This is a genomic window from Cellvibrio sp. BR (assembly GCF_000263355.1).
Classification (GTDB): Bacteria; Pseudomonadota; Gammaproteobacteria; order Pseudomonadales; family Cellvibrionaceae; genus Cellvibrio.
Genome location: NZ_JH668200.1, coordinates 640,223 through 662,322 on the forward strand (window position 1 = coordinate 640,223; position 22,100 = coordinate 662,322).

19 protein-coding genes are annotated in these 22,100 nt (G+C 51.9%); 15 read left to right on the forward strand and 4 right to left on the reverse strand.

Annotation, left to right across the window (positions count from 1 at the left end; translation table 11 throughout):
• The first annotated feature begins 8 nt into the window (after positions 1-8).
• From O59_RS02625 to O59_RS02635, 3 genes are read left to right on the forward strand one after another with little or no spacing between them, the layout of a single operon-like run.
• Positions 9-926, forward strand: a complete 918-nt coding sequence (locus tag O59_RS02625; RefSeq protein ID WP_007639232.1) for a chemotaxis protein CheB — start codon at positions 9-11, stop codon at positions 924-926.
• Between the two features lie 47 nt (positions 927-973).
• On the forward strand, positions 974-1,459 hold the full coding sequence (locus O59_RS02630) for a chemotaxis protein CheW (RefSeq protein ID WP_007639233.1): 486 nt from the start codon (positions 974-976) through the stop codon (positions 1,457-1,459).
• 50 nt (positions 1,460-1,509) lie between these two features.
• On the forward strand, positions 1,510-1,848 hold the full coding sequence (locus O59_RS02635) for an FKBP-type peptidyl-prolyl cis-trans isomerase (protein WP_007639234.1): 339 nt from the start codon (positions 1,510-1,512) through the stop codon (positions 1,846-1,848).
• 4 nt (positions 1,849-1,852) lie between these two features.
• On the opposite strand, the gene O59_RS02640 is transcribed toward O59_RS02635, so the two are convergent.
• From O59_RS02640 to glyQ, 4 genes are all read right to left on the reverse strand, one after another.
• Entirely contained in the window at positions 1,853-2,599 is a 747-nt protein-coding gene (locus O59_RS02640) for a 1-acyl-sn-glycerol-3-phosphate acyltransferase (RefSeq protein WP_007639235.1), read from the reverse strand.
• 11 nt (positions 2,600-2,610) lie between these two features.
• A complete protein-coding gene (gene gmhB / locus O59_RS02645) occupies positions 2,611-3,198 on the reverse strand; it encodes a D-glycero-beta-D-manno-heptose 1,7-bisphosphate 7-phosphatase (protein ID WP_007639236.1) in 588 nt (195 codons plus the stop codon).
• 79 nt (positions 3,199-3,277) lie between these two features.
• On the reverse strand, positions 3,278-5,356 hold the full coding sequence (gene glyS, locus O59_RS02650; RefSeq protein ID WP_007639247.1) for a glycine--tRNA ligase subunit beta: 2,079 nt from the start codon (positions 5,354-5,356) through the stop codon (positions 3,278-3,280).
• A complete protein-coding gene (gene glyQ, locus O59_RS02655; RefSeq protein ID WP_007639249.1) occupies positions 5,356-6,306 on the reverse strand; it encodes a glycine--tRNA ligase subunit alpha in 951 nt (316 codons plus the stop codon). Before glyQ ends, glyS begins: the two co-directional genes overlap by 1 nt.
• Positions 6,307-6,640: 334 nt before the next feature.
• Here glyQ and O59_RS02660 point away from each other — a divergent pair, with 334 nt between their 5' ends.
• The 12 genes from O59_RS02660 to O59_RS02720 all read left to right on the forward strand — a co-directional run bounded on the left by O59_RS02660 (position 6,641) and on the right by O59_RS02720 (position 22,092).
• The gene (locus O59_RS02660) at positions 6,641-7,252 is read left to right on the forward strand and encodes a hypothetical protein (protein WP_040391080.1); all 612 of its coding nucleotides are present in this window, start codon (positions 6,641-6,643) and stop codon (positions 7,250-7,252) included.
• Between the two features lie 62 nt (positions 7,253-7,314).
• Positions 7,315-7,860, forward strand: coding sequence for a cytochrome b (locus O59_RS02665; protein ID WP_007639255.1), 546 nt, complete (start codon positions 7,315-7,317; stop codon positions 7,858-7,860).
• A 206-nt stretch (positions 7,861-8,066) separates the two neighbouring features.
• The gene (locus O59_RS02670; RefSeq protein ID WP_007639256.1) at positions 8,067-8,633 is read left to right on the forward strand and encodes a CBS domain-containing protein; all 567 of its coding nucleotides are present in this window, start codon (positions 8,067-8,069) and stop codon (positions 8,631-8,633) included.
• Positions 8,634-9,053: 420 nt separating this feature from the next.
• The gene (locus O59_RS02675) at positions 9,054-12,482 is read left to right on the forward strand and encodes a glycosyl hydrolase (RefSeq protein ID WP_007639258.1); all 3,429 of its coding nucleotides are present in this window, start codon (positions 9,054-9,056) and stop codon (positions 12,480-12,482) included.
• Between the two features lie 143 nt (positions 12,483-12,625).
• Positions 12,626-13,513, forward strand: coding sequence for a lysophospholipid acyltransferase family protein (locus O59_RS02680; RefSeq protein ID WP_007639259.1), 888 nt, complete (start codon positions 12,626-12,628; stop codon positions 13,511-13,513).
• Between the two features lie 95 nt (positions 13,514-13,608).
• Entirely contained in the window at positions 13,609-14,403 is a 795-nt protein-coding gene (locus O59_RS02685) for a RimK/LysX family protein (RefSeq protein WP_225318518.1), read from the forward strand.
• Positions 14,404-14,469: 66 nt separating this feature from the next.
• On the forward strand, positions 14,470-16,053 hold the full coding sequence (locus O59_RS02690; RefSeq protein WP_007639261.1) for an inactive transglutaminase family protein: 1,584 nt from the start codon (positions 14,470-14,472) through the stop codon (positions 16,051-16,053).
• Positions 16,050-17,084: an alpha-L-glutamate ligase-like protein gene (locus tag O59_RS02695; protein ID WP_007639262.1), complete on the forward strand. Its 1,035-nt coding sequence runs from the start codon at positions 16,050-16,052 to the stop codon at positions 17,082-17,084. The genes O59_RS02690 and O59_RS02695 overlap by 4 nt, the downstream gene beginning before the upstream one ends.
• 661 nt (positions 17,085-17,745) lie before the next feature.
• On the forward strand, positions 17,746-18,834 hold the full coding sequence (locus O59_RS02705) for a DUF5924 family protein (protein ID WP_007639265.1): 1,089 nt from the start codon (positions 17,746-17,748) through the stop codon (positions 18,832-18,834).
• A 90-nt stretch (positions 18,835-18,924) separates the two neighbouring features.
• The gene (locus tag O59_RS02710) at positions 18,925-20,310 is read left to right on the forward strand and encodes a glycosyltransferase family 4 protein (RefSeq protein WP_007639266.1); all 1,386 of its coding nucleotides are present in this window, start codon (positions 18,925-18,927) and stop codon (positions 20,308-20,310) included.
• Complete coding sequence (locus O59_RS02715; protein ID WP_007639267.1) at positions 20,297-21,010, forward strand: class I SAM-dependent methyltransferase; 714 nt, start codon at positions 20,297-20,299, stop codon at positions 21,008-21,010. Before O59_RS02710 ends, O59_RS02715 begins: the two co-directional genes overlap by 14 nt.
• Positions 21,007-22,092, forward strand: coding sequence for a hypothetical protein (locus tag O59_RS02720; RefSeq protein WP_007639269.1), 1,086 nt, complete (start codon positions 21,007-21,009; stop codon positions 22,090-22,092). The genes O59_RS02715 and O59_RS02720 overlap by 4 nt, the downstream gene beginning before the upstream one ends.
• Positions 22,093-22,100 lie beyond the last annotated feature (8 nt).

Here is a 22,100-nt window from a genome sequence, read left to right on the forward strand (position 1 = left end):
GGGCTGCCATGCTGCGCTTGGGGTTACTGGTGGATAACACCACCAAACAAAAAGCCTTGGCGCAACTGGTCGCACAGGCAGGCCATAAAGTGGGGTTGAGTGTGGTGTTGGAAGGTAATACCGACGCCCCGCTTGAAGCCCACGCGGAGCTGGATGCCTGGCTAGTGGATGTAGCTGAAGAGAGCCACGACGGGCAGCATCTGGATACCTTATTCGCCCAGAGTCGGATACCTATTATCCTCAGCGATAGCAGTGAATTCGCGGTTGGTTCCGAGGGGCATACGGCTTGGCTGCGTCGCATAGGCATGCGCCTGCAACGGCTGCGTAGCGATATCAACCTGCAGCAGAGTACACCCGCCAGCGAACTCTGGCTGCTCGCCGCCTCCACCGGTGGGCCAGCCGCAGTGAAGCGGTTTTTGGCAGAATTGCCTGCCAATCTGGGGGTCGCTTTTTTGTATGTACAGCATATCGATGCCCAGCAAGCCGTCACGCTTAATCGCATGATGAGCAACGCTGGGCACTATCCGGCGATGGTGGCAACCCAGGGGCTAGTGCTAGCGGCCAACAGCTTGACACTGATTACCGCGCGCGACCCGGTGGAATTGCTCGACAACGGTACGCTCATGCTCAACTACGGCCAGCATTGGAAAGGCAGCTACGCACCTTCCATCGACCAGATAACAGCCAACGCCGCGCGAATTTACCGCGAGCGCTGTAACCTGATAATTTTTACCGGCATGGGGGATGATGGTGCCGCGAGTTGTCGCCTGATCAAACAGGTTGGCGGCAAAGTCTGGGTACAAAGCCCGGATGACTGCACCAGCGATTCCATGCCCGTATCGGCGCTGGCCACTGGCTGTGTCAGCTTGAGCGGCACACCCGAATATCTGGCCAAGGCGCTGGTGCAAACTCGCCGCTTGGCCTGAATTCCTAATAATTGATCAAGACCAATTGACCGCAGGACATTATTTTCATGAGAGCGCCGCAACGCATTGAGAAAAAAATTGAGGAAGTCGCCAGCCTGCTAATCCCGCTACAGGGCCGCATGCTGCTCGCCCCCAACGTCACCATCGCCGAAATCGTACCGGTGGCACAGGTTGTCCCGGTAGAAAACGCCCCGGCCTGGTATTTGGGCAACTGCACCTGGCGCGAACAGACTATTCCCCTGCTGTCGTTTGAAGTCATGAACGGCGAAGACAAACCCGGTGTTGCCCAGCGCTCGCGTTTTGCCGTAATCAACACCACCGGCGTCAACGAGTCACTGCCCTTTATCGCCATTCTCACCCAGGGCTTGCCGCGTCTTGCACGTGTGACGGAAGAGGAAATCACCGCGCGTGAAGACGCCGATAACAAAGCCTTTGAGCTAATGCACGTCTCCTGGGCGGGCGAAGAAGCGGTGATCCCTAATGTGGAAGCCATGGAGCGCGCGTTTTTGGATTACCTGCATTTAGACAATTAAGCCTATTGGATAACTACTGCTATGCCTGCGGGCAGCAGATACGAAAGTTTATGAACGAATTGATTATTGAAGACTTGCACCAAGGCGACGGCAAAACCCTGGTCAAAGGCGCGCTGATCACCACTCATTACACCGGCTGGCTTGAAGACGGCACCGAATTCGATTCCTCCCACCGCAAAGGCAAACCCTTCCAATGTGTGATTGGCACCGGTCGAGTGATTAAAGGCTGGGATCAAGGCCTCATTGGCATGCAAGTCGGCGGTAAACGTAAACTTTACGTTCCCGCCCATCTAGCCTATGGCGAGCGCCAGATCGGCGCCCATATCAAACCCCATTCGAATCTGGTATTCGAGATTGAACTCTTGGAAGTATTAACGCGGGAAGATTAAGTGATTATTCGCTTGCCAATACCCGCACACCATCTTTTCTAGCCGGTGGCATTTTGGCGATTTCGCTTTCAATCCAGTTTTTCACGTCTTCGGTCAGTTGTTTGCGATCCTTGCCTGCTGTTTCAAAAGGTTCGCTGATCACCACCCGGATAGTGCCGGGATATTTAATAAAATGTTTGGTTGGCCAACATTCACCGGCATTGTGCGCTATGGCGACAATAGGTACACCGGCGCTGATGGCAATATCGGCACCGCTGCGTGCGTAGTTGCCAATTTGGCCTACAGGGGTGCGTGTGCCTTCAGGGAAAATCAGTAAATTATTGCCTTGCTGCAAACGACGCAGGCCAATACGTTTAATGTCTTTTAATGCCTGCATAGGGTTGCTGCGGTCAATTGCAATCGGGCGCAAGCTGGCGAGGCCCCAACCAAAAAAAGGAATACGGAACAATTCTTTTTTCAGGATGGTGCTGACCGGGCCAAAATAATATTGCAAGAACATGGTTTCCCATGTGCTTTGGTGTTTGGCCATAACCACACAGGGAAACACATCGCGGCGGCGCTCGCCGTGAATTTCAAAACGAATCCCGCAGCACACCCGCAGCCAAAACATCACAAACCGATTCCACAGAGTCACAATTCGCCAACGCCAGGCGTAGGGAAAAATCGGCCAAATAATCACACCGATAAAACCAATTAATACGCTGCTAACGTTGTAGCCGATAGTAAAAAGTAAACTGCGAAGTTTGAGCACGTTAAATCCTGTTATGCATTTGGTGAGAGAGATTCGGCCAAAATAAAATCGACAGCGGTAGCAAGATTATCAAAAACTTGTACATGATCTGGAGAGAGCAGGGGCGCGTCTGTTTGCAGTTTGGCATCGGCGAGCTGTGCGAGCGTTTTTATGCCATTGCCGGTGCGTACTAAAACAGGTTTACACGCCTTGGTAATTGCCGCTTGCAAATCGCGCAAACTATCGCCTATAAAATAACTCGATTCCACCGAGGTATTAAACTCCGCTTCAATCGCATCGAGCATGCCCGGCATAGGCTTGCGGCATTTACATTTATCATCCGGATGATGCGGGCAATAAAAAATACCACCCAACTCGCCGCCTTGTTCTTCAACCAGGCGCGTAATTTTTTCGTGCATCGCCTCCAGGTCTTCCAGTTCAAATTTACCTTTAGCGAGGCCAGCCTGATTCGTTGCAATAACTACCGTAAACCCCGCTTTATTTAAACGTACAATTGCTGCAATGCTACCTTCAATCGGCACGCATTCATCGGCGGATTTTACATAGTCATCGCGGTCGTGATTAATCACACCGTCGCGGTCGAGAATAATTAGTTTCATGCCGTTCCCAATGTATAGGGCGCAATAAATTGCGCCCTTACGTAGGGGCGTGATTTATCACGCCCAGATTTAATGCCAATTAATTTTTCGCCGGAACCAAATACGAAATATCCGCCACTTCCAAAAACAATCCGCGCAATTGTTGCAACAACGCCAAGCGGTTTTGTTGCAGCGCTGGGTCATCGCTCATCACCATCACACTGTCAAAAAATGCATCTACCGGTTGTTGCAAGTCGGCGAGTGCCGCGAGTGCTTTGGTGTATTCACGTGCAGCGAACAGCGGAGCCACTACAGCGGCTTTTGCGCTTACTGCTGCAGCGAGAGTTTTCTCTGCATCTTCTTGCAAGAGTGCAGCATTAACTTCCGTACTAAGCGTCGCATTTTGTTTAGCAAGAATATTGGATACACGTTTGTTCGCCGCAGCGAGCGCCTGTGCTTGCGGCAATTTGCTGAATTCATTGACCGCGAGTACACGCTGGTTGATATCCAAAGGTTGCGACAATTGTTTTGCGGTTACCGATTGGAAAACTTCGGCAGGGATATTGGCATCTTCAAAGAAGGCACGGAAACGTTCCAACATATAAGCCAATACTTGCTCGACCAACTCGTCGCCGACGGTAAGATTTTTGTGTTGGTTTTTAGCGAAGGTCAGCAGATCACGCAAATCCAACGCGAGATTTTTCTCAACAAGAATGCGCAAAACAGCAATACTCGCACGACGCAAAGCAAACGGGTCTTTTGAGCCAGTAGGCTGTTGGCCAATTCCAAAAATACCGGTGATGGTATCGAGGCGATCTGCAAGCGCGATAATCGCGCCGGTGGTGGTTGCCGGTAATTGGTCGCCCGCAAAACGCGGCATATATTGTTCGTTCATCGCCGCGGCGACTTCGGCATTTTCGCCGTCGTTAACCGCGTAGTAGTAACCGGCGATGCCTTGCATATCGTCAAACTCGCCGACCATATTGGTGACCAGATCAGACTTACACAATTGTGCGGCACGTTCTGCTGATGCGGCATCAGCATTTAATTTACCGGCAATTAATTTTGCCAGGCCAGCGACGCGTTCGGTTTTATCGTAAATGGTGCCGAGCTGCGCTTGGAACACGATCGTTTTTAAACGATCACGCAATGAAGCGAGCGTGGTTTTCTTATCAGTTTCAAAGAAGAAGGCCGCATCGGATAAACGTGGGCGAATAACGCGCTCGTTACCGTCGATAATTTGCGACGGGTCTTTGCTTTGAATATTGGCTACGGTGATGAAATTGTTTTTCAACTTGCCGTTGGCATCTACCACATGGAAATACTTTTGGTGTTCTTTCATGGAAGCAATTAATGCTTCCGCTGGAACAGCGAGGAAACGCTCTTCAAATTTTCCGGTCAGCGCGACTGGCCATTCAACCAAGGCAGTAACTTCATCGAGCAGGGCAGGGTCGATAACCGCTACACCGCCGACTTTTTTCGCTTCGGCTTCCACTTGTTGTTTGATGGTTGCGCCGCGCTCAGCAAAATCAGCGACAACAAAGCCGGTATTTTTTAATACGCTAGCGTAATCGCTCGCTTTAGCAAGGTCGATGGTGTTGTTGTAATGGAAGCGGTGGCCGCGTGTGGTGCGGCCAGCCGTTAAGCCAAGAATGGATGCGTTGATTACATCGCTACCAAACAACATCACCAACCAATGAACCGGGCGTACAAACTCTTCGCGTTTTGCGCCCCATTTCATGCGTTTGGCGATGGGCAATTTTGCCAAGGCATCGGCGACAACGGCTTCAAGCAATTCAACGGTTTTTTTACCTTCGGCTGTAATCCGTGCAACCAGTTTTTCCGCTTTGCCATCGTTCTCGGCTTTTAATTCAGAAGCAGCGATGCCATTTTTTTCAGCAAAGGCGAGCGCTGCTTTGGTGGGCTGGCCTTCTTTATCAAACGCGATGGCTGCTGGTGGGCCCCAAACAACCAATTCTTTTGATGGGGTTTCGCTGGCGAGATTTTCCACCAGCACGGCTAAGCGGCGCGGTGCAGCAAAAGGTTTAATTGCGGTGAACGATAATTCAGCCGCTTTTAAATTCGCTTCGATAGTTTCAGCAAACGAAGTCATCAAATTTTTCAATGCTTTTGGCGGTAACTCTTCGGTACCCAGTTCAACTAAAAAATCGGCAGACATTATTTTTCCTCCGCAATTGCAGCGAGCATTTCGTTTCGCAGGGCTTCAGGCGCAAGTGGGAAGCCGAGGGCTTTGCGGCTATCGTAGTAAGCTTGAGCAACAGCGCGGGACAGTGTGCGCACGCGCAAAATAAAACGTTGGCGCTCGGTAACGGAAATTGCGTGGCGCGCGTCGAGCAAGTTAAAGGCGTGCGAGGCTTTCATCACCATTTCGTAAGCGGGCAGCGGCAGGTTTTTTTCCATCAAGCGCTGGCTTTCTTTTTCGTAGAAATCGAAATTATTGAACAAGAATGTGGTGTCGGCTTCTTCAAAGTTGTAAGTGGATTGCTCCACTTCGTTTTGATGGAACACATCGCCGTAGGTAACTTTGTCGCCGTTAGGATTAATCGTCCATACCAGATCAAAAATTGAATCCACACCTTGCAGGTACATGGCGATACGCTCGATACCGTAGGTGATTTCGCCAGTCACCGGGAAGCACTCAAGGCCGCCAACTTGTTGGAAGTAAGTGAATTGCGTTACTTCCATTCCGTTCAACCAGACTTCCCAACCCAGACCCCAGGCGCCGAGGGTGGGCGATTCCCAGTTGTCTTCCACAAAGCGAATGTCATGCACGTTGGTGTCGATACCCATTTCGCGCAGTGAACCTAAATACAAATCCTGAATATCGGCGGGCGAGGGTTTCATCGCCACCTGGAATTGATAGTAGTGCTGTAAGCGATTGGGGTTTTCACCGTAGCGGCCATCTTTCGGGCGGCGGCAGGGCTGCACGTAGGCGGTATTCCAGGTTTCCGGGCCAATAGCGCGCAGGAAAGTCGCAGGGTGAAAAGTACCGGCGCCGACTTCAAGGTCGAGCGGTTGCAGAATCACGCAACCCTGGCGCGCCCAATAATCTTGCAGGGCGAGAATCAAACCCTGGAAGGTGCTTACGTCATAGCGTTTGTCAGACATGGCAGACTCAGTTAAGAAAAGTGATCGAAGAAATTGGAAAATGGCGGCGATTATAGCGGTATTAGAAGGGGGTTTGTATGTTCAAAAACGGAGGTTTATCACTAGTTCTTTCCTGTAGGGGCTTGTCTTTGCGTATATGGGATAAATGGACAGCAATTTCCTGTTTAAAATGAAACTTGGCTCCTCAGCACATATTTTCGGCGATGATCGTAAGTTTTTGATCAATTTGAAATTAACAAGCAGAAGGGTTATGAATTGAGTTATTCGGTAGATAAACCGGCAAGAACCAATTTTTGGAGAAATTAATCACGATAATGAACAAGTGGAATTTAAAATGATGAAAAAAATATTAGGACTATTTTTGTATGTCACCTTAGCACTAGCTTCAACGGGCTGTTTTTCACAGCAACAAGGGGGGCAAAAAGAGCCGGTAACCCTGCAAAAAGCAGATGTGACAGTTATCAGGCAATTTAGTGATGTGCTTGCAAATAAAGAACGGGAAAAATTTGTAGAACTCTTTGCTCCAGCGGAGCTGAGAATTTATCGAGGGTTTGCATCCGGTAATTTGGGCGCGCGCGGTGACTCTCTGATTGAAACGTTTACGGCAAGGGATATAAAGCAAGATCTGACCATTGATATTGATGGGCAAACCCCATTGGATTTTCCATGGTTATTCCCCGGGTTAATCGAGCAAAAAGGCACTGGTTTAGTGATCTATCCACTTGCAACGGGAGCTATTGACCTGCAAAACCCGCCAGCAACATTGTCGCGCCTACAGGAAGCTCTCGCTGGAAAAACGGAACTTGTAGATGGAGTTCCGCTGTTACTGGTGACTGATAAAAACGCACAAGTTCTAGTAGAGGCACAGATTATTGATGGAATATTAGTTGGCGGTTTCGCCATTTTTGATGAATCCCGGCTGTTAGCTATTTGGGATGTCCGTTAGGCGTTTCTATTTTCTGCTGCGGGCTTTTGGTCCGCATCCTTACCTGTCATTGAGTAACAATTATGGATACCCAACAAACCCTAAGCCCCCTGACCATCGCCCTGCATTGGGTGATTGCGTTAACCATAATCGCCATGCTTGGCATCGGTTTTTATATGTCGATCAACGAGTATTACCCGCTGTACGACTGGCATAAATCCATCGGCGTAGTGATTTTTGCGGTGATATTGCTGCGGGTTTGGTGGCGGATGAGAAACGGTTGGCCGGTGCCGGTGCGTGCTTATCCGGCGCTGGAACATCGGCTGGCGCGGGCGACCCATTGGGTGCTGATTGTGGGCACAGTATTGATGCCGATCTCGGGCATGATGTATTCCGGTTTGGGGGGATACGGCATCAAAGTGTTTGGCTGGGTGATGGTGGCAGGCAACAAAAATCCCGCTACCGGCCAGACCGAACCCATCCACGCCGGTCTAGCGCAGTTGGGCGCCTTTACCCATGAATGGTTGGGCTATTTATTGGTGGTGGCGGTCGTACTGCATATTGCGGGCGCGCTCAAGCATCATCTGTTTGATAAGGATCGCACCTTGCTGCGCATGGTCGGGCGTTAAACGGAAATTTGTGAGTAAAAGTCCGGGTGAGTAAAACGCGCGTAAACAGCGAGTAACAGCCGCGTAAACACAGTAAACGCCTCGTAAAGTGCGAGTAAAGGGCGCGTAAAAGCCGGGTTGGGCGGGTTTTAATTGGGGTGATGAGCGCCTATGTTGGTATTACGGCGCCAAACAACAGGCGCGCCCTTGGAACTTCGGGACTTATCATGAAAAATTTATCTGTGTTTGCATTGGCGTTTAACGATCACCTGGTTCAACCAGAAGAGTTTGAAGACATTAAACCGGCCACGCCGGCACTGGCCATTTTGACGGACTTTCGCAGCCACAAACCGCATATGGTGGATAGCCATCTGGAAGCCGCTGAAGCGTTGGAGCTGATGCGTGCGGAGGATGTCCGGATCAAGCTGGTGGTAGATGACCATAAAGAGTTTGTGGGGGTGATCAGTGTGGATGACCTGTCACATCACAAAATGCTGCTGAAACAAATGGCGCTGCAATTGAAACACGATGAGCTGCTGGTTCGCGATTTAATGCACCCCCGCGGCGAGATTCGCGCCATCGATTTTGACCAATTCAAAAAATGCACTGTGGGCGATGTGGTTTCTACCCTTAAAAAATCCCATCAGGAATACCTGCTGGTGGTGGACAAAGAGGCGCACCATATTCGCGGCATAGTTGCGGCGCGCGACATCGCCAGCCGTTTGCATGTACCGGTGGAGATCGAAAAAGAACTCACCTTTATGGATATTTTCTCCGCCGTCAAAGCGCACTAAACCCCCGCATTTTACTTCCCTCGGTTCGCATACTCCTTTACGGGCGCCGCAAGGCGCTCTTTTTTTGTCCCAACTTGTGCAGCACTCGTCCTAAAGGCGGTAAGCGCCTCTGGCGTGGGTTGAGACCGATGCCATATTGCTACCGGCTGTTACCCCCGGTAACTAGCCTATCTTTTTGATTTTATTGTCTATTTTTCCATTTCTGCAGCTTGCCAATGCCACCTTGGGGTGCAGTTCAAAACTGGGACGACGCTGGTGCGGCAGAGGTAGATTCTGCTAACACAGGGTTATTGATTCGTGAGTCATTCCACCCATAACAACAGGTCGCAGCAGCCACTGCGACAGGCTCACAGGGCGCGATAACCCCTTACGGTGTATTCAAATAATAGATAACGACTCCCTGTCACTGATGAGGTGAACATGAAAGCAATCATTTCGGCTGCAGCGCTTTTGCTGACGGCAACACAATTAACAGCGCAAGTACCCAACCCACCACCCAGCACTACCCCGACCATTAACCCGGTAGCGGTGGGAAGCGGTAGCTATTTGACCAATTGGGATGGCCGCATCGATTTGGCGATTCCCGATAACCGCGATGTGCAAACCACCAAACACATCACCAGCAACCTGGCCAACCAACCCATGCCCACCAATTCCTGGTGGAGCTCGATTCTGTGGGAAGGCACCAACTCCCCCTGGCAGGATTGGGGCACCCGTGGCTCACACAATGTGAGTTACGCCCACCCCTTTGCGATTAAGCCGGAAATCAACGGTATTCGTCTCTATTCGCCACGCTTGGAGGATTTTTGGGCTATCGATTACGCATTTGTGGGCACCATGCCGGCACCGGCCACCCAGTGGGTAAACGGTGTAGAACAGCCTATGCACGACACGGTTTACTTTAAAGAACTCGATTTTGTGCTGGGTAACAGCGCGGCCAGCGGCAACTTTACGGCCAAGGTGCACGACTACAGCGACTGGTATGTCACCACCCGTATGGAGGCGGGTACGGCGGCGATGGATGTGACCTTTGGTCATGGCTCGCCCTACGTGTTTGCTAACTATAGCAACGGTAATCCCACCCTGAGTTTTGCCACCCACAGCACCGCCCCGGTCGCCGCGAGCACACCGGAAATCTGGTCGGGCAATAGCAGTTCGGCGGTTATCGGTTTCTCGGTACAGGGCCGCAACTACGCTGCTTTTGCTCCGGCTGGCACCACTTGGTCCGGGCTTGGCACCTCCAAAATCACCGCCAACCTGCCAGCAGGTAAAAAATACTTCTCGGTGGCGGCGCTTCCCAGTCGTGCGGCTCTGCCTGTGGTGAGCAAATATGCCTACAACCACGTGACCGGATCGCAAGTGAGCTGGAACTATCAAGCGAGCAATAGCAAGTTGCTTAGTACCTATGCGGTAACAACCAACAACTACCCCGAATCAACCGGCACTGGCACCCTGATGGGCCTGTACCCGCACCAGTGGCGCAAACTGGCCGGTGGCGCCAGCCTGACGGGCGACAGCTATTTCACTCCTCGCGGTTATATGAAATTGGCTGAGGGTGCTTCGTTCACTACCGCCATTACCTACCAGGGGGTGATTCCCTCGCTGCCAGCCCTGACCGATCAGGCGGACAAAACCCGTTTATCCGGTCTGGTTAACAATGTGCGCTCGGAAGTATTCAGCAACCGCGACACCTATTACACCGGTAAGCGCCTGGGCAAGGTGGCAACCCTTATCCCACTGGCACAACAGGCGGGCAATACCGCCGCCGAAACCCAATTTAAAGATGAGTTGAAGTGGCGGTTGGAAGGCTGGTTAAAGGCGGATGTGATCGATGATTTGGAGCCATCGCCCTTCGCCAAAAACCTGTTCTACTACAACAGTAACTGGGGCACTTTGCTTGGTATTGATGGCAGCTTCGGCAGTTTAAAAGAGCTGAACGATCACCACTTCCACTATGGTTACTTTGTGCGAGCGGCGGCTGAAGTGGCACGCAACGACAAAAACTGGGCGCAACCCCAACAGTTTGGCGGCATGATTGAATTGCTGATGCGCGACTACGGCAACTGGGAGCGTCCACGTCATCCGGCTACCGGCACTACCGGTAAAATGTTTCCCTTCCTGCGCAACTTCGATATTTATGCCGGCCATTCCTGGGCTTCAGGCCATGCGCGTTTTGGTGCGGGCAATAACAACGAGTCATCCTCTGAAGCGATGAATGCCTGGACTGCGATGATCCTCTGGGGCGAAGAAACCGGTAATACCGCTGTGCGTGATGCCGGTATCTTCCTTTATACCACCGAGATGACTGCCATCCAGGAATACTGGAACAACGTGCACGAAGAGAACTACCACCCCGCCTACAAACGCCCCATGGCGTCGCTGGTGTGGGGCGGCAAAACAGATTACGCCACCTGGTTCAGCCCGCTGGCAGAAGCCATGCACGGCATTATTCTGCTGCCGATCCAGTCTGGTTCGCTCTATCTGGGCCAATACCCCGAGTATGCGCGCAAAAACTTTGACTACATGGCAAACGGTCGCACCATGTTTACTATGTGGGATGCGATTTTCTATGCCTACCAAGCGGTGTATGACCCGACCACTGCGCTGGCTAACTTTAATGCCAACGAAGGGCGGATGCGCAATTCGGTTGCTGGCCCGGCGTCTTACACCGAGGAAGGCAACTCACTGGCCAATACCTTTGCCTGGATCAAAACCTTCCACCGCTTTGGTCGTATCGACAACGAGGTAGTTGCCACCAATCACGCCACCTTTGCGGTGTTCCGCAAGGACAATGAGCGCACCTACGTGGCCTACAACGCCAGTGCTACCGATGCCAAAAACGTGACTTTTAACGATGGCACCAGCCTGCTGGTCAGCCCGGGTGAGCTGAAGGTTTATACCGGGGTGGTAGTACCTGTATCTTCCAGCAGCAGTTCGGCGCCAAGCAGTGCGTCTTCCCTGAGCAGCCTGTCGTCAGCGAGCAGTTTGTCTTCGGTAAGTAGCAGTTCGGCCACCTCAATGAGCAGCTCATCCAGCGAATCGTCTGCCTCCAGTATGTCGTCAACTTCATCCGTCTCCAGTTCGTCTTCATCGGCAGTGACAACGGGTGTGGTGCAAATGACCGCGTTGGCGGGCGGCGGTATGCAATTCAGCATCCGTCTGCCAGAGCGTAAACAACAAGTGCATTTATTTGCCCGTCGCAATGGTGCGCAGGACTTTGTGAGAATTGACCTGCATGCGCAAGCTGGTGGTGAAATCAATAATGGCGATGGCACCTACACCTACCAAGCCAGCCGCAGTGGTGTGTATGCGGCAGGTGATTTGGTCGAGGCGCGCTTCTATACCTTCACGCCAGCGAGCGGCCAGCTGTTCTACCCGGGGCCAATCGAAAATAGTTGGACGGCAATGACCTACGCGGGAGCTTCTTCGGCATCGAGTGTATCCAGCTCCAGTTCGTCGGCACCTTCGAGTGTATCCAGTTCATCGGTACCCTCCAGCGTTTCCAGCTCATCGCTGTCATCAAGCAGTTCCAGCTCCTCGTCCTCCGCCACCACCGGCTACTCGGCGAACGCGGTAATGCCGAATGGCGCGCCAGTGGCTTACACCACTACTGCGAACTACAGCAACGGCGGGGTGAAAATCACCTTTACTACCAGTGAAAACCTCAACTGGGCATGGGTATTCACCCCCGGTTGGAACAACATGACACGGGTACAAGGCAATAGCTTTGAGGTGACTATCCCCAATGTGGCTCCGGGTACAGCGATCAGCTATTACTTCACGGTAAGCACCGCCACCCGCGGTGAGGCAAACAATAACAATCAGCCACATCAGTGGATTGTGCAGTAAGCCCTTCAGTTTTCTCCTCCAACCGCTTGACCGGCGCATGACAGCGCCGGTTTTTTTATGCGCCTCGTTTCTGGCGGAATAATGTACCTGCGGTGTTTTTCCGGTAAGCTGCGCGCACTTTGTGTTGATCGGGTAGTTGCACCATGAAAGACAACATAGCTCCATTGTTAATTAAATTATTTGCGCTGCTGCCGCTGGGATTTTTGCGTGTTATCGGCGCCACACTCGGGCGCTGCTGGTGGCTGGTGAATGGTCGCGCTGCCAAAATCACTACTGAAAATATCCGTTTGTGTTTCCCCCAATTATCGCCTGCCGAGCAGCGTTTACTGGCCAAACAAAGTTTGCAGGAAACTGCCAAAACAGCGATGGAAGCTGGCGCTATCTGGCGCAACTCCTGGGAGTGGCTGGATAGCAAAATTGTCACCAAAGAGGGCGACGATTTGCTGCGCCGTAAATTGGCGGAGGGGAAGGGCGTATTAGTACTCGCTCCGCACCATGGCAACTGGGAAGTGGTGGCACCCTATTTGGCGAGCGTGGCACGGCTTACGGCCATGTATCAACCGGTGGAAAATCCCAAAATGGATGCGCTGGTTCTGGCGGGGCGCAGCAAGTTAAACATCTCCATGGCGCCCACCAATCGCAAAGGTGTAATGATGTTATTCAAGGCGCTGCAGGGCGGCACTATTGTGGGTATTTTGCCCGATCAAGTGCCCGCTGCTGATGCCGGCGGCGAAGTGGCACCTTTTATGGGGCAGCCTGCGCTGACCATGACGCTGGTGCACGGGTTAATCCAGCGTACCGGCTGCGCGGTGTGTTCATGTTATGCCGAGCGTGTTGCCGGGGGGTTCAAAATGGTGGTGATGGAAGCTGACCCGGCGATTTACAGCGAGGATCAGCTCACCTCGGTGGCTGGTTTGAATGCCAGCGTGGCGGCCTGTGTGCAGCGCGCTCCGGCCCAGTATCAATGGGAATACAAACGCTTTCGTCGCCTGCCGCCCGAGTACCCCAAACACTATAGATTTAAAGGATAAATCCTGTGGCGAGGGTGTTTTAGCAAACACCAGCGGCTACAATTAGCGCACTTGTAATCTCAATAACGCTTTTCTAAAAACTTCCGGTTGTGGTGATGAATAAAAAAACTCTGTTGATGGCAGGTCGCTCGGCGCGCACCTTGACCTTGGCCGCGATGGCGGTGGTATCCCTAAGTGCTTGCACCCAGCAAAAACTGGTGCAAACCCAAACTGAATTAACCAGCGCGCGCGAGTGCCTTGTCAAACAGGAACAGCAGGGCCAGTTGATGGTGTCGCAACAGGCGACGCTAATGGAACAGCTGCAGAAAGTACAAACCCAACTCAACGTACAGCAGACTATGCTGGCAGAGCGTCCACAAGTGATCCAAATGGCGGCGCAGCCCAAAACCGATTGCCCGCCACCACCACCGCCCGAAAAGTTCCTCAGCAGCCAGCCGCCGTTGAGCGATAAACAAATTGTCGGTCTGCGCGAGCAAGCGCTCATCGCCGGTCTGAACGTGGTGATGCAGGCGCGCATCAGTACCAATGTGCCGCACTCGGTGATAGATGCGCGCAACATCCAAATGTTTGAGCGCAACAGCGAAGAGTGGGTGCGTTTTACCATCTACAACCCCGACACCAAAGAGCCCCATGTACTGGAACGTAAACGTCTGCGTTTCCAAACTGTGCAAACCGCCACCAGTGCTAACCCTGACCGCCGTCCGGTGGTAGAGATCCGTTTCACCATTGGCAAGCTCAGCCAGCGCGGTGAATTTGTGCTGGCAGATCGCAGCGACTCTGAGTTTCCCATCCTGATTGGCCGCAACTTGCTGCGCGATGTGATGCTGGTAGATGTGAGTGGCAATAACCTCGCACCACTCCAGCGCAGCGATGACGCCGGGAAAAACTAATACCGATTAATCCCAGGCCGGTGCACCGCACCGGCCGTGCAAGACCCGCCTGTTAAGGATCCCCCAATGAAAAAACCTTCCCGTGCTCCCTTTTACACCGTGATCGGCCTGTTAGTTCTGGTCGGTGTGGTAACCGCCTGGATGCGCCATAGCCAAATGGAAATCCCCTTTGTGCCGGGTGTGCAAAAACCGGTGTGGTTGATTGAGGCGCGTATCGACTTTGACGCCACTGGCGAACCGGTGACGGCGCGCTTGGGTCTGCCCGACAGCCCACCCGGCTATCGCAGCTTCAGTGAGCAAGCGGCTGCACCGGGTTATGGCTATTCGGTAGTGAGTGAAAATGGTGTGCGCCGCGGGGAGTGGTCCAAGCGCGAAGCCGTGGGCCCGCAGACCATTTACTACAAAACCCAATTTATGGAAGCGGAAGACGCCCAGGCCGATGAAGTGCTGGAGGAGCCGCTGAGCCGACTGGTTGATTGGGACGGTTCATCGCAGGAGACCGCAGCCCAGCAGGTATTGGATACCGCTTGGGCAAAATCCAGCAGCCCGCGCAGCCTGGCACGGGAACTGATCAAACTGCTCAATAGCGAAACCCTGGATCAAAATGCCGCCCTGTTGCTGGCTGCCCAGAGTGAAAAGTCCCAGCTGCTGGAAAAGCTGCTCAATCAAGCGGGCATACCCGCGCGCCCGGCGCTGGGTTTGTATCTGGAAGACGCACGCCGCCACCAGAACCTGACCCGTCTGGTGCAGGTTTACGATGATAAACATTGGGTGCTGTTCAATCCCTATACCGGGGAGCAAGGCGTGCCCCACAACCTGCTGTTGTGGCACACCGGCAGTGAATCGATTCTGGATGTGGCCGGCGGCAACCGTTCGCGGGTCAGCTTCTCCATGATCCACCAGACCGTACCGGCGCTGGATCTTGTCAATGCACAGAATAAGGACAGCGCTTTCAGTGTGCTCAGCATCCAGCACTTGCCGATTGAAGAGCAGAGCATGTTTAAACTGCTGCTGCTCTTGCCTATGGGCGCGTTGGTGGTGGTGTTTATGCGCATCATTATCGGCCTTAAAACCTCGGGCACCTTTATGCCGATCCTGATCGCCATGGCCTTTTTGCAGACTTCATTGGTATTGGGGGTGGTCAGTTTTGTGACGGTGGTGGCCATGGGTTTGGTGCTGCGCACCTACTTGTCACGGCTCAACCTGTTATTGATCTCGCGGATTGCGACGCTGGTAGTGCTGGTGATTTTTATCATCTCGGTGCTCAGTTTGGTCGGCTATCAAATGGGCCTGAATACCGGCATGACCATCACTTTCTTCCCAATGATCATCATCGCCTGGACGATTGAGCGTATGTCGATCCTGTGGGAAGAAGAGGGCCCCAAAGAAGTATTGGTGCAGGGCGGTGGCAGCTTGCTGGTAGCAGTCTTGGCCTATGCACTGATGCAGCTGTCGCTGGTGGGGCACCTGACCTTCAACTTCCCCGAACTGAATTTGGTGGCACTCGCGCTGATTATGTTGATGGGTCAATACACCGGCTACAAACTTTCCGAATTGCGTCGTTTCCGCGCCATGGTGGATAACGCCGAGGTGGGCAAATTAAACGAGCCAACCAAAGCCGCTGACCCAGCCAAAGGAGCCGATGCATGAGTCAGGCTCCCACTGCACCAAGCAGCACTACACCACTGGCACCGGCAGCACCTAACGGTATCAAGCGCTGGTGGAACTCCTGGGTTAGCCCCTGGCGTTTAAAGCGCATGGGCATACTCGGCATGAATTGCCGCAACCACGACTTTATTGCTACCTACAACCCGCGCAGTCTGTTTCCCTTGGTGGATAACAAACTCAAAACCAAACTGCTCGCGGAAGAGTACGAAGTCGCCACTCCCCAGCTGTTTTTTGTGGTCAATGCGCAGCATGAAATCGCCACCATTGAAAACAAACTGATGGCGTTGGAAGCTTTTGCGGTGAAACCCGCCAAGGGTTCGGGCGGCAAGGGGATTTTGGTCATCATTGGCCGCCGTGGCGACAAGTTCATCAAATCGTCGGGTGTGGAAATCACCATCGAAGATATTCGCCGCCATATGACCAATGCCCTTGCTGGCCTCTATTCATTGGGCGGCAAGCCGGATGTGGTGATCGTTGAAGACCTGATCCAGTTCGATGACTACTTCAAGGATTACTCCTATGAAGGTGTGCCGGACATCCGCATCATCATCTTCAGAGGTTACCCGGTAATGGCCATGCTGCGCCTCGCGACCCACAAGTCCGACGGCAAAGCCAACCTGCACCAAGGTGCGGTGGGCGTGGGTTTGGATATCGCCACTGGCCGCGCACTCAAAGCGGTGCAGCACTCCAAACCGGTAACCCATCACCCGGATACCAAGCGCGCACTCAACGAGATCCAGATTGCCGATTGGCGCAACTGGCTGTTGCTGGCCTCCAAGTGCTACGAAATGACCGGCCTCGGCTATATCGGCACCGATCTGGTATTGGACAAAGTGCGCGGCGCGCAACTGCTTGAACTCAACGCTCGCCCGGGTCTCGCAATTCAAGTAGCCAATGGCCGCGGTTTATTGCCGCGCCTGCGCCATGTTGAATCGCTCAAAGAACGCATGCACCGCACCGCCGAACAGCGGGTGGATTATGTAATGAAGACGTTTACGGCAGATGGTTTGTAATCTGGCGTAATTTTTTAATCAGCGGCGACTATCGCCCTAAACCTGACTGGAGTAGTAATCATGGCGACATCCGCTATTGTTGGGCCTGGCCTGTTAATGGGTACGTTTGCACTTATCATCCTCATCGGTTTTGCTCTCTCATTCGTTGAAAAACGCCTGGAGCCAAAGCGCGAGCATTAATATGCATGTGCGATTGAACACAAGTGATAGATAAAAAACCGGGCCATTTAAGCCCGGTTTTTTTATGCGCAAATTAAATTCCACCAAATGCTCTGCGCAATACTGGCACAAGTGGAATTTGTGCTGGATCAAATAATATTGCGCGCGTGCAAGTGCGGCCACGCACAATTGATCGAGATCAACAACACCCGGTCCTGACGCGCGCAATCTACTCCTGAAGGCACTGTCTTTCCATTAACAGACCAGTGCAATAACCGATGGAGAAATCACCATGTTAATTTCAGGTATTGTTGCAACTGCATCCTTAGTGGCTGTGTTGGTACTCTTGTTGGTAGGCGGTTTGGCGCTTGCGGCGGTGGATAAACATTTTGATGCGGGGCGCGAGCACTAACTTTTGCGATAGTTCACAGCCCGGCAGCGGTTAACCTATACACTGCAGTGACTTATTGGCTATTTTGTCGATAACAACGAGTAATAGCGAATGATGTTGTCGGTGCGTGCGAGAATTACAGCGCTAGTTGAGTGGCTATTTGCGTTTGCGCAGCGCTATCCGTTTGCGATAGCGCTGTTTGGTTTTGTCTCAGGTGTGCTCAGTTTTGTGATGGTGGAGCGCAATCAGGAGTTGGTGAAAGTCATTGCCATCCTGATGCTGGTGAGTTGGGTATGGCTGGCATCAGAGGTGTTGTTAACGCGCGGCATATTTCATTGGTTTGGTTTTAAGTTACCGCCCGCGTTGGTCAGTTTTGCCACGCAGATGGTGCATCAGGAAAGCCTGTTCTTTGTTGTTCCCTTCTTTTTTATCACCACTGCCTGGAATAGCGGGCAGATGGTATTTACTGCATTTTTAATCGTCGCCGCGTTCGTCTCGATTGTTGACCCTATTTACTATCGCTGGCTGGCGCCGCGTCGTTGGCTGTATTTTATTTATCACGGCGTTACGATTTTTGCGGTATCGCTCACCGCCTTGCCGATTATTTTCCAACTGCCAACACCCAAGGCGTATCTCTATTCGCTACTTATTGCGGTAGCGCTCACCCTGCCCAATGTGGCGCGCTCACTGCAATTAGTGTGGTGGAAGCGCTTTTTTGCGGTGATCTTGCTGGCGGCTGCCGCTGGTGCCTTGGGATTATTGATGCGCCCCTGGATTCCACCGGCGACGCTTTGGCTCACCGAGGTGGCGATTACCGATGAAATGAATACCGAAGATCGCGTACCGATGCGTGTCTATAAAAAGGTGTCCGCTGAGCAGCTGCGTAACGGTATTTATGCCTACACGGCGATCCACGCTCCGCGCGGGTTAAATGAGCGCATTTACCATGTGTGGACTCATAACGGCAAAGTCATTGATAAAGTGGCGCTGCATATCAGCGGTGCGCGCGAGGCGGGCTATCGCTCCTGGTCGCGTAAAGAAAATTTCCCCGAGGATTCCGTCGGGCGTTGGAATATCCGGGTGGTAACAGAAGCCAATCAGGTCATTGGTATCCTGCGCTTTCGGGTTGTTGCAGCCCCTGCTACGAAATTACCGAGTAAGGAACCTGTTACCGCGCCCGAATCTCTACCCAGCGAATAGCACCAGCCAGAAAACTGTCGGGCAGCACCGACAAACACCTGTTGGCAACAAACACCTATAATGCACAAAACATTCAGGTGTCTGTTGTCCATGTCTTATTTCCCCGTCACCAATGACCAGCCCAAAACTACTGGCGCAGCGCCGTCTGCAGCACGCGCCGATGTTTCGCCGGCTAAACCGCGTGCCTTGCGTATTGCGTTATTGGGCTATCGCAGTCATCCGCATGTGGGCGGGCAGGGGATTTACTTGCAGTATTTGAGCAAAGCGCTGGTGGAGCTGGGGCACAGCGTTGATGTCATTTCCGGCCCACCCTATCCTGAATTAGATCCGCGTGTGCGCTTGATCCAATTGCCAAGTCTCGATTTATACGCACACCCCAATCCCACGCGCGCGTTGCGGCCACAACATTTTTTATCGCTCGCGGATTTTTACGAGTGGTGGAGCAAATTGAGTGGCGCTTTTGGTGAGCCTTATAGTTTTGGTCGCCGGTTGTGCGCGCACTTTAAGCAACATAAACCGCAGTACGATATCGTCCACGACAATCAAAGCCTTTGTTATGGTTTGTTAGATTTGCAAAAACGCGGAGTGAATATTGTCGCCACCGTGCATCACCCCATTACGCAAGACCGCGATCTTGCACTGGCCGCGGCGACGGAAAAAGGCCAGCGCTGGTTGATCAATCGTTGGTACAGTTTTCTTGCGATGCAAAAAAACGTGGTGCAGCAACTCAGCCATGTGATCACCGTATCGCAGCAATCGCAGCGCGATATCGCCGCCGCATTTGATCGCCCGGCGCAAAACATTCAGGTGATTCCCAACGGTGTGGATACCCGTATTTTTAAACCGCTCGACAATATTTCGCGCACACCTTTTCGTTTAATAACCACCGCCTCATCGGATCAACCCTTAAAAGGCTTGAGTGTACTTTTGCGTGCGCTGGCGCAATTGCGCAGTGAATTTCCCGAGCTGCATTTAATCGTGATCGGAAAATTAAAAGAAAATGGTGAAACACAAAAGGAGTTGCAGGCGCTAAATTTGCAAGACGTGGTGCAATTTAAATCCGGCATCAGTAACCAACAACTAGTCGAAGAATATGCGCAGGCAAGTATAGCTATAGTACCTTCGCTTTATGAAGGTTTTGGTTTGCCCGCTGCAGAAGCTATGGCCTGTGCCGTGCCATTAATTTGCAGCGACGGTGGCGCGTTACCGGAAGTGGTAGGTAATGCAGCGCGGTTGGTGCGCGCTGGCAATGTGGATGATCTTCAAACCGCGCTGCACGAATTATTAATCGACGAAAATGCACGTGAGCAATTAGGTGCCCAGGGTCGTGCGCATATACTGCAACAACTGAGTTGGGATTGCGTTGGTAAAAAAATGGAAGCTTATTACTATCAGGTCTTGCAGCAACAAGCACAGGGTGAAGCAGTAGAAGATCGTCAATTATCGCGCGGGCAGGTACAAAATGCTTACGATTAATTTTCGCGATTTTCCGCTCAATGACGGCGATCTGGTGTTGGATCTCGGCTGCGGCGAAGGCCGTCATGTGATCAACGCCTATTTGCACGGCGATGTCACCGCCATCGGTGTCGATTTAAATCACCGCGATTTACTCACCAGCCGCGAACGCTTTTTACCTTTTGCACAAGCTTCAGGTAATAAACAATTTTATCTGCAACAAGCCGATGCAACCCAATTGCCATTTGCCGATCACAGTATCGATAAAATTATTTGCAGCGAAGTACTGGAACATATTCCCAACTACCAAGGTGTGCTAACCGAAATCGAACGCATTTTAAAACCCGGCGGCCTGTTGGCTATCACCGTACCACGCGCCTGGCCGGAAAGAATTTGCTGGTGGTTAAGTCATGAATACCATCAAGTCGAAGGTGGCCATATCCGCATTTTTAATGGATCACATCTGCGTCGCGAAATAGAAAAACAATCATTTCAATTTTATAAACGCCACTGGGCGCATGCACTGCATTCACCTTTTTGGTGGCTAAAATGCCTCTGGTGGAAAACCCAGGATACCAATCCGCTGATCAAAAGCTATCATCGTTTATTAGTTTGGGATTTAATGGAAAAACCCTTGCTAACACAAACCCTGGAAAAATGGCTGAATCCGATTATGGGAAAAAGTGTGGTGATGTATTTCAGGAAAGAGAATTCACAATGAAAAATTTATTACTCACTAAAGGATTTTTCCCCGAGTCGCTTCTGCGCCCCACGGTTAATTATATTCTGCAAACGCAATTGCCGAACGGCTGTATTCCCTGGTTCACCGGCGGCAAAGCTGATCCCTGGGACCATATTGAAGCTGCCATGGGTTTAACCATTGGCGGTGAATTAGCAGCTGCGCGCCGCGCCTATCAATGGCTTGCGCAAGAACAACTGGAAGATGGCAGTTGGTGGGCGAATTATTTAGATGAAAAGCTTGTCGATAAAAATCATCGCGAAACCAATTTTATTGCCTATATCGCCACTGGCGTTTGGCATTATTATTTAGTGACGGAAGATGCAAGCGTTCTGCGCGAATTTTTTCCGACGGTAAAAAAAGCGATTGAATTTGTCTTGCGCTACCAGGCACCGACGGGCGAAATCTATTGGGCAGTCGCTGAAGATGGCAGCGCAAAAAAAGATGCGTTGGTAACAGCGTCCAGTTCAATTTATAAAAGTCTTGAATGCGCCGTTTTAATTGCACGAACGCTCGGCGAAGAACCGACGCATTGGTATAAAGCGTATCAACATCTCGGAAATACATTGCGTCATCATCCCGAATGTTTTGACCGCACCTGGGAACCCAAAACCCGTTTCTCCATGGATTGGTTCTATCCGATTCTCACGGGAATCGTGCAGGGCAAATCTGCGCAGCAACGCATCGACAGTAAATGGCATACTTTTGTTGAACCCAATATCGGCTGCCGCTGCGTAAGCGATGAACCCTGGGTAACCGTTGCAGAATCCTGTGAATTAACACTCGCATTATTAGCAGCAGGCGAACACGCCAAAGCGGTAAATTTATTTAGCTGGTTATTCCAATTTATGGACGCAGATGGTGGCTACTGGACCGGCTACAATTTCCGCGATGACGTAATCTGGCCGCGCGAAAAAACTACCTGGACCACCGGCGCAATTTTATTAGCCGCCGATGCGCTCACCGAACACACAGGCGCGGCGCGCTTATTTATTCAATCTGCATTAATGGAATCTGTATTGGATGATACAGACCAATCACTGCATGCCAAAACCGAGCATTGATTTTTGCG

What these genes read in the sequence shown, in the direction of transcription:
- O59_RS02625 (WP_007639232.1), top strand. Translation starts at nt 9, where the DNA reads ATGCTGCGCTTGGGGTTACTGGTGGATAACACCACCAAACAAAAAGCC.
- O59_RS02630 (WP_007639233.1), top strand. Translation starts at nt 974, where the DNA reads ATGAGAGCGCCGCAACGCATTGAGAAAAAAATTGAGGAAGTCGCCAGC.
- O59_RS02635 (WP_007639234.1), top strand. Translation starts at nt 1,510, where the DNA reads ATGAACGAATTGATTATTGAAGACTTGCACCAAGGCGACGGCAAAACC.
- gmhB (WP_007639236.1), bottom strand. Translation starts at nt 3,198, where the DNA reads ATGAAACTAATTATTCTCGACCGCGACGGTGTGATTAATCACGACCGC.
- glyS (WP_007639247.1), bottom strand. Translation starts at nt 5,356, where the DNA reads ATGTCTGCCGATTTTTTAGTTGAACTGGGTACCGAAGAGTTACCGCCA.
- glyQ (WP_007639249.1), bottom strand. Translation starts at nt 6,306, where the DNA reads ATGTCTGACAAACGCTATGACGTAAGCACCTTCCAGGGTTTGATTCTC.
- O59_RS02660 (WP_040391080.1), top strand. Translation starts at nt 6,641, where the DNA reads ATGATGAAAAAAATATTAGGACTATTTTTGTATGTCACCTTAGCACTA.
- O59_RS02665 (WP_007639255.1), top strand. Translation starts at nt 7,315, where the DNA reads ATGGATACCCAACAAACCCTAAGCCCCCTGACCATCGCCCTGCATTGG.
- O59_RS02670 (WP_007639256.1), top strand. Translation starts at nt 8,067, where the DNA reads ATGAAAAATTTATCTGTGTTTGCATTGGCGTTTAACGATCACCTGGTT.
- O59_RS02675 (WP_007639258.1), top strand. Translation starts at nt 9,054, where the DNA reads ATGAAAGCAATCATTTCGGCTGCAGCGCTTTTGCTGACGGCAACACAA.
- O59_RS02680 (WP_007639259.1), top strand. Translation starts at nt 12,626, where the DNA reads ATGAAAGACAACATAGCTCCATTGTTAATTAAATTATTTGCGCTGCTG.
- O59_RS02685 (WP_225318518.1), top strand. Translation starts at nt 13,609, where the DNA reads ATGAATAAAAAAACTCTGTTGATGGCAGGTCGCTCGGCGCGCACCTTG.
- O59_RS02690 (WP_007639261.1), top strand. Translation starts at nt 14,470, where the DNA reads ATGAAAAAACCTTCCCGTGCTCCCTTTTACACCGTGATCGGCCTGTTA.
- O59_RS02695 (WP_007639262.1), top strand. Translation starts at nt 16,050, where the DNA reads ATGAGTCAGGCTCCCACTGCACCAAGCAGCACTACACCACTGGCACCG.
- O59_RS02705 (WP_007639265.1), top strand. Translation starts at nt 17,746, where the DNA reads ATGATGTTGTCGGTGCGTGCGAGAATTACAGCGCTAGTTGAGTGGCTA.
- O59_RS02710 (WP_007639266.1), top strand. Translation starts at nt 18,925, where the DNA reads ATGTCTTATTTCCCCGTCACCAATGACCAGCCCAAAACTACTGGCGCA.
- O59_RS02715 (WP_007639267.1), top strand. Translation starts at nt 20,297, where the DNA reads ATGCTTACGATTAATTTTCGCGATTTTCCGCTCAATGACGGCGATCTG.
- O59_RS02720 (WP_007639269.1), top strand. Translation starts at nt 21,007, where the DNA reads ATGAAAAATTTATTACTCACTAAAGGATTTTTCCCCGAGTCGCTTCTG.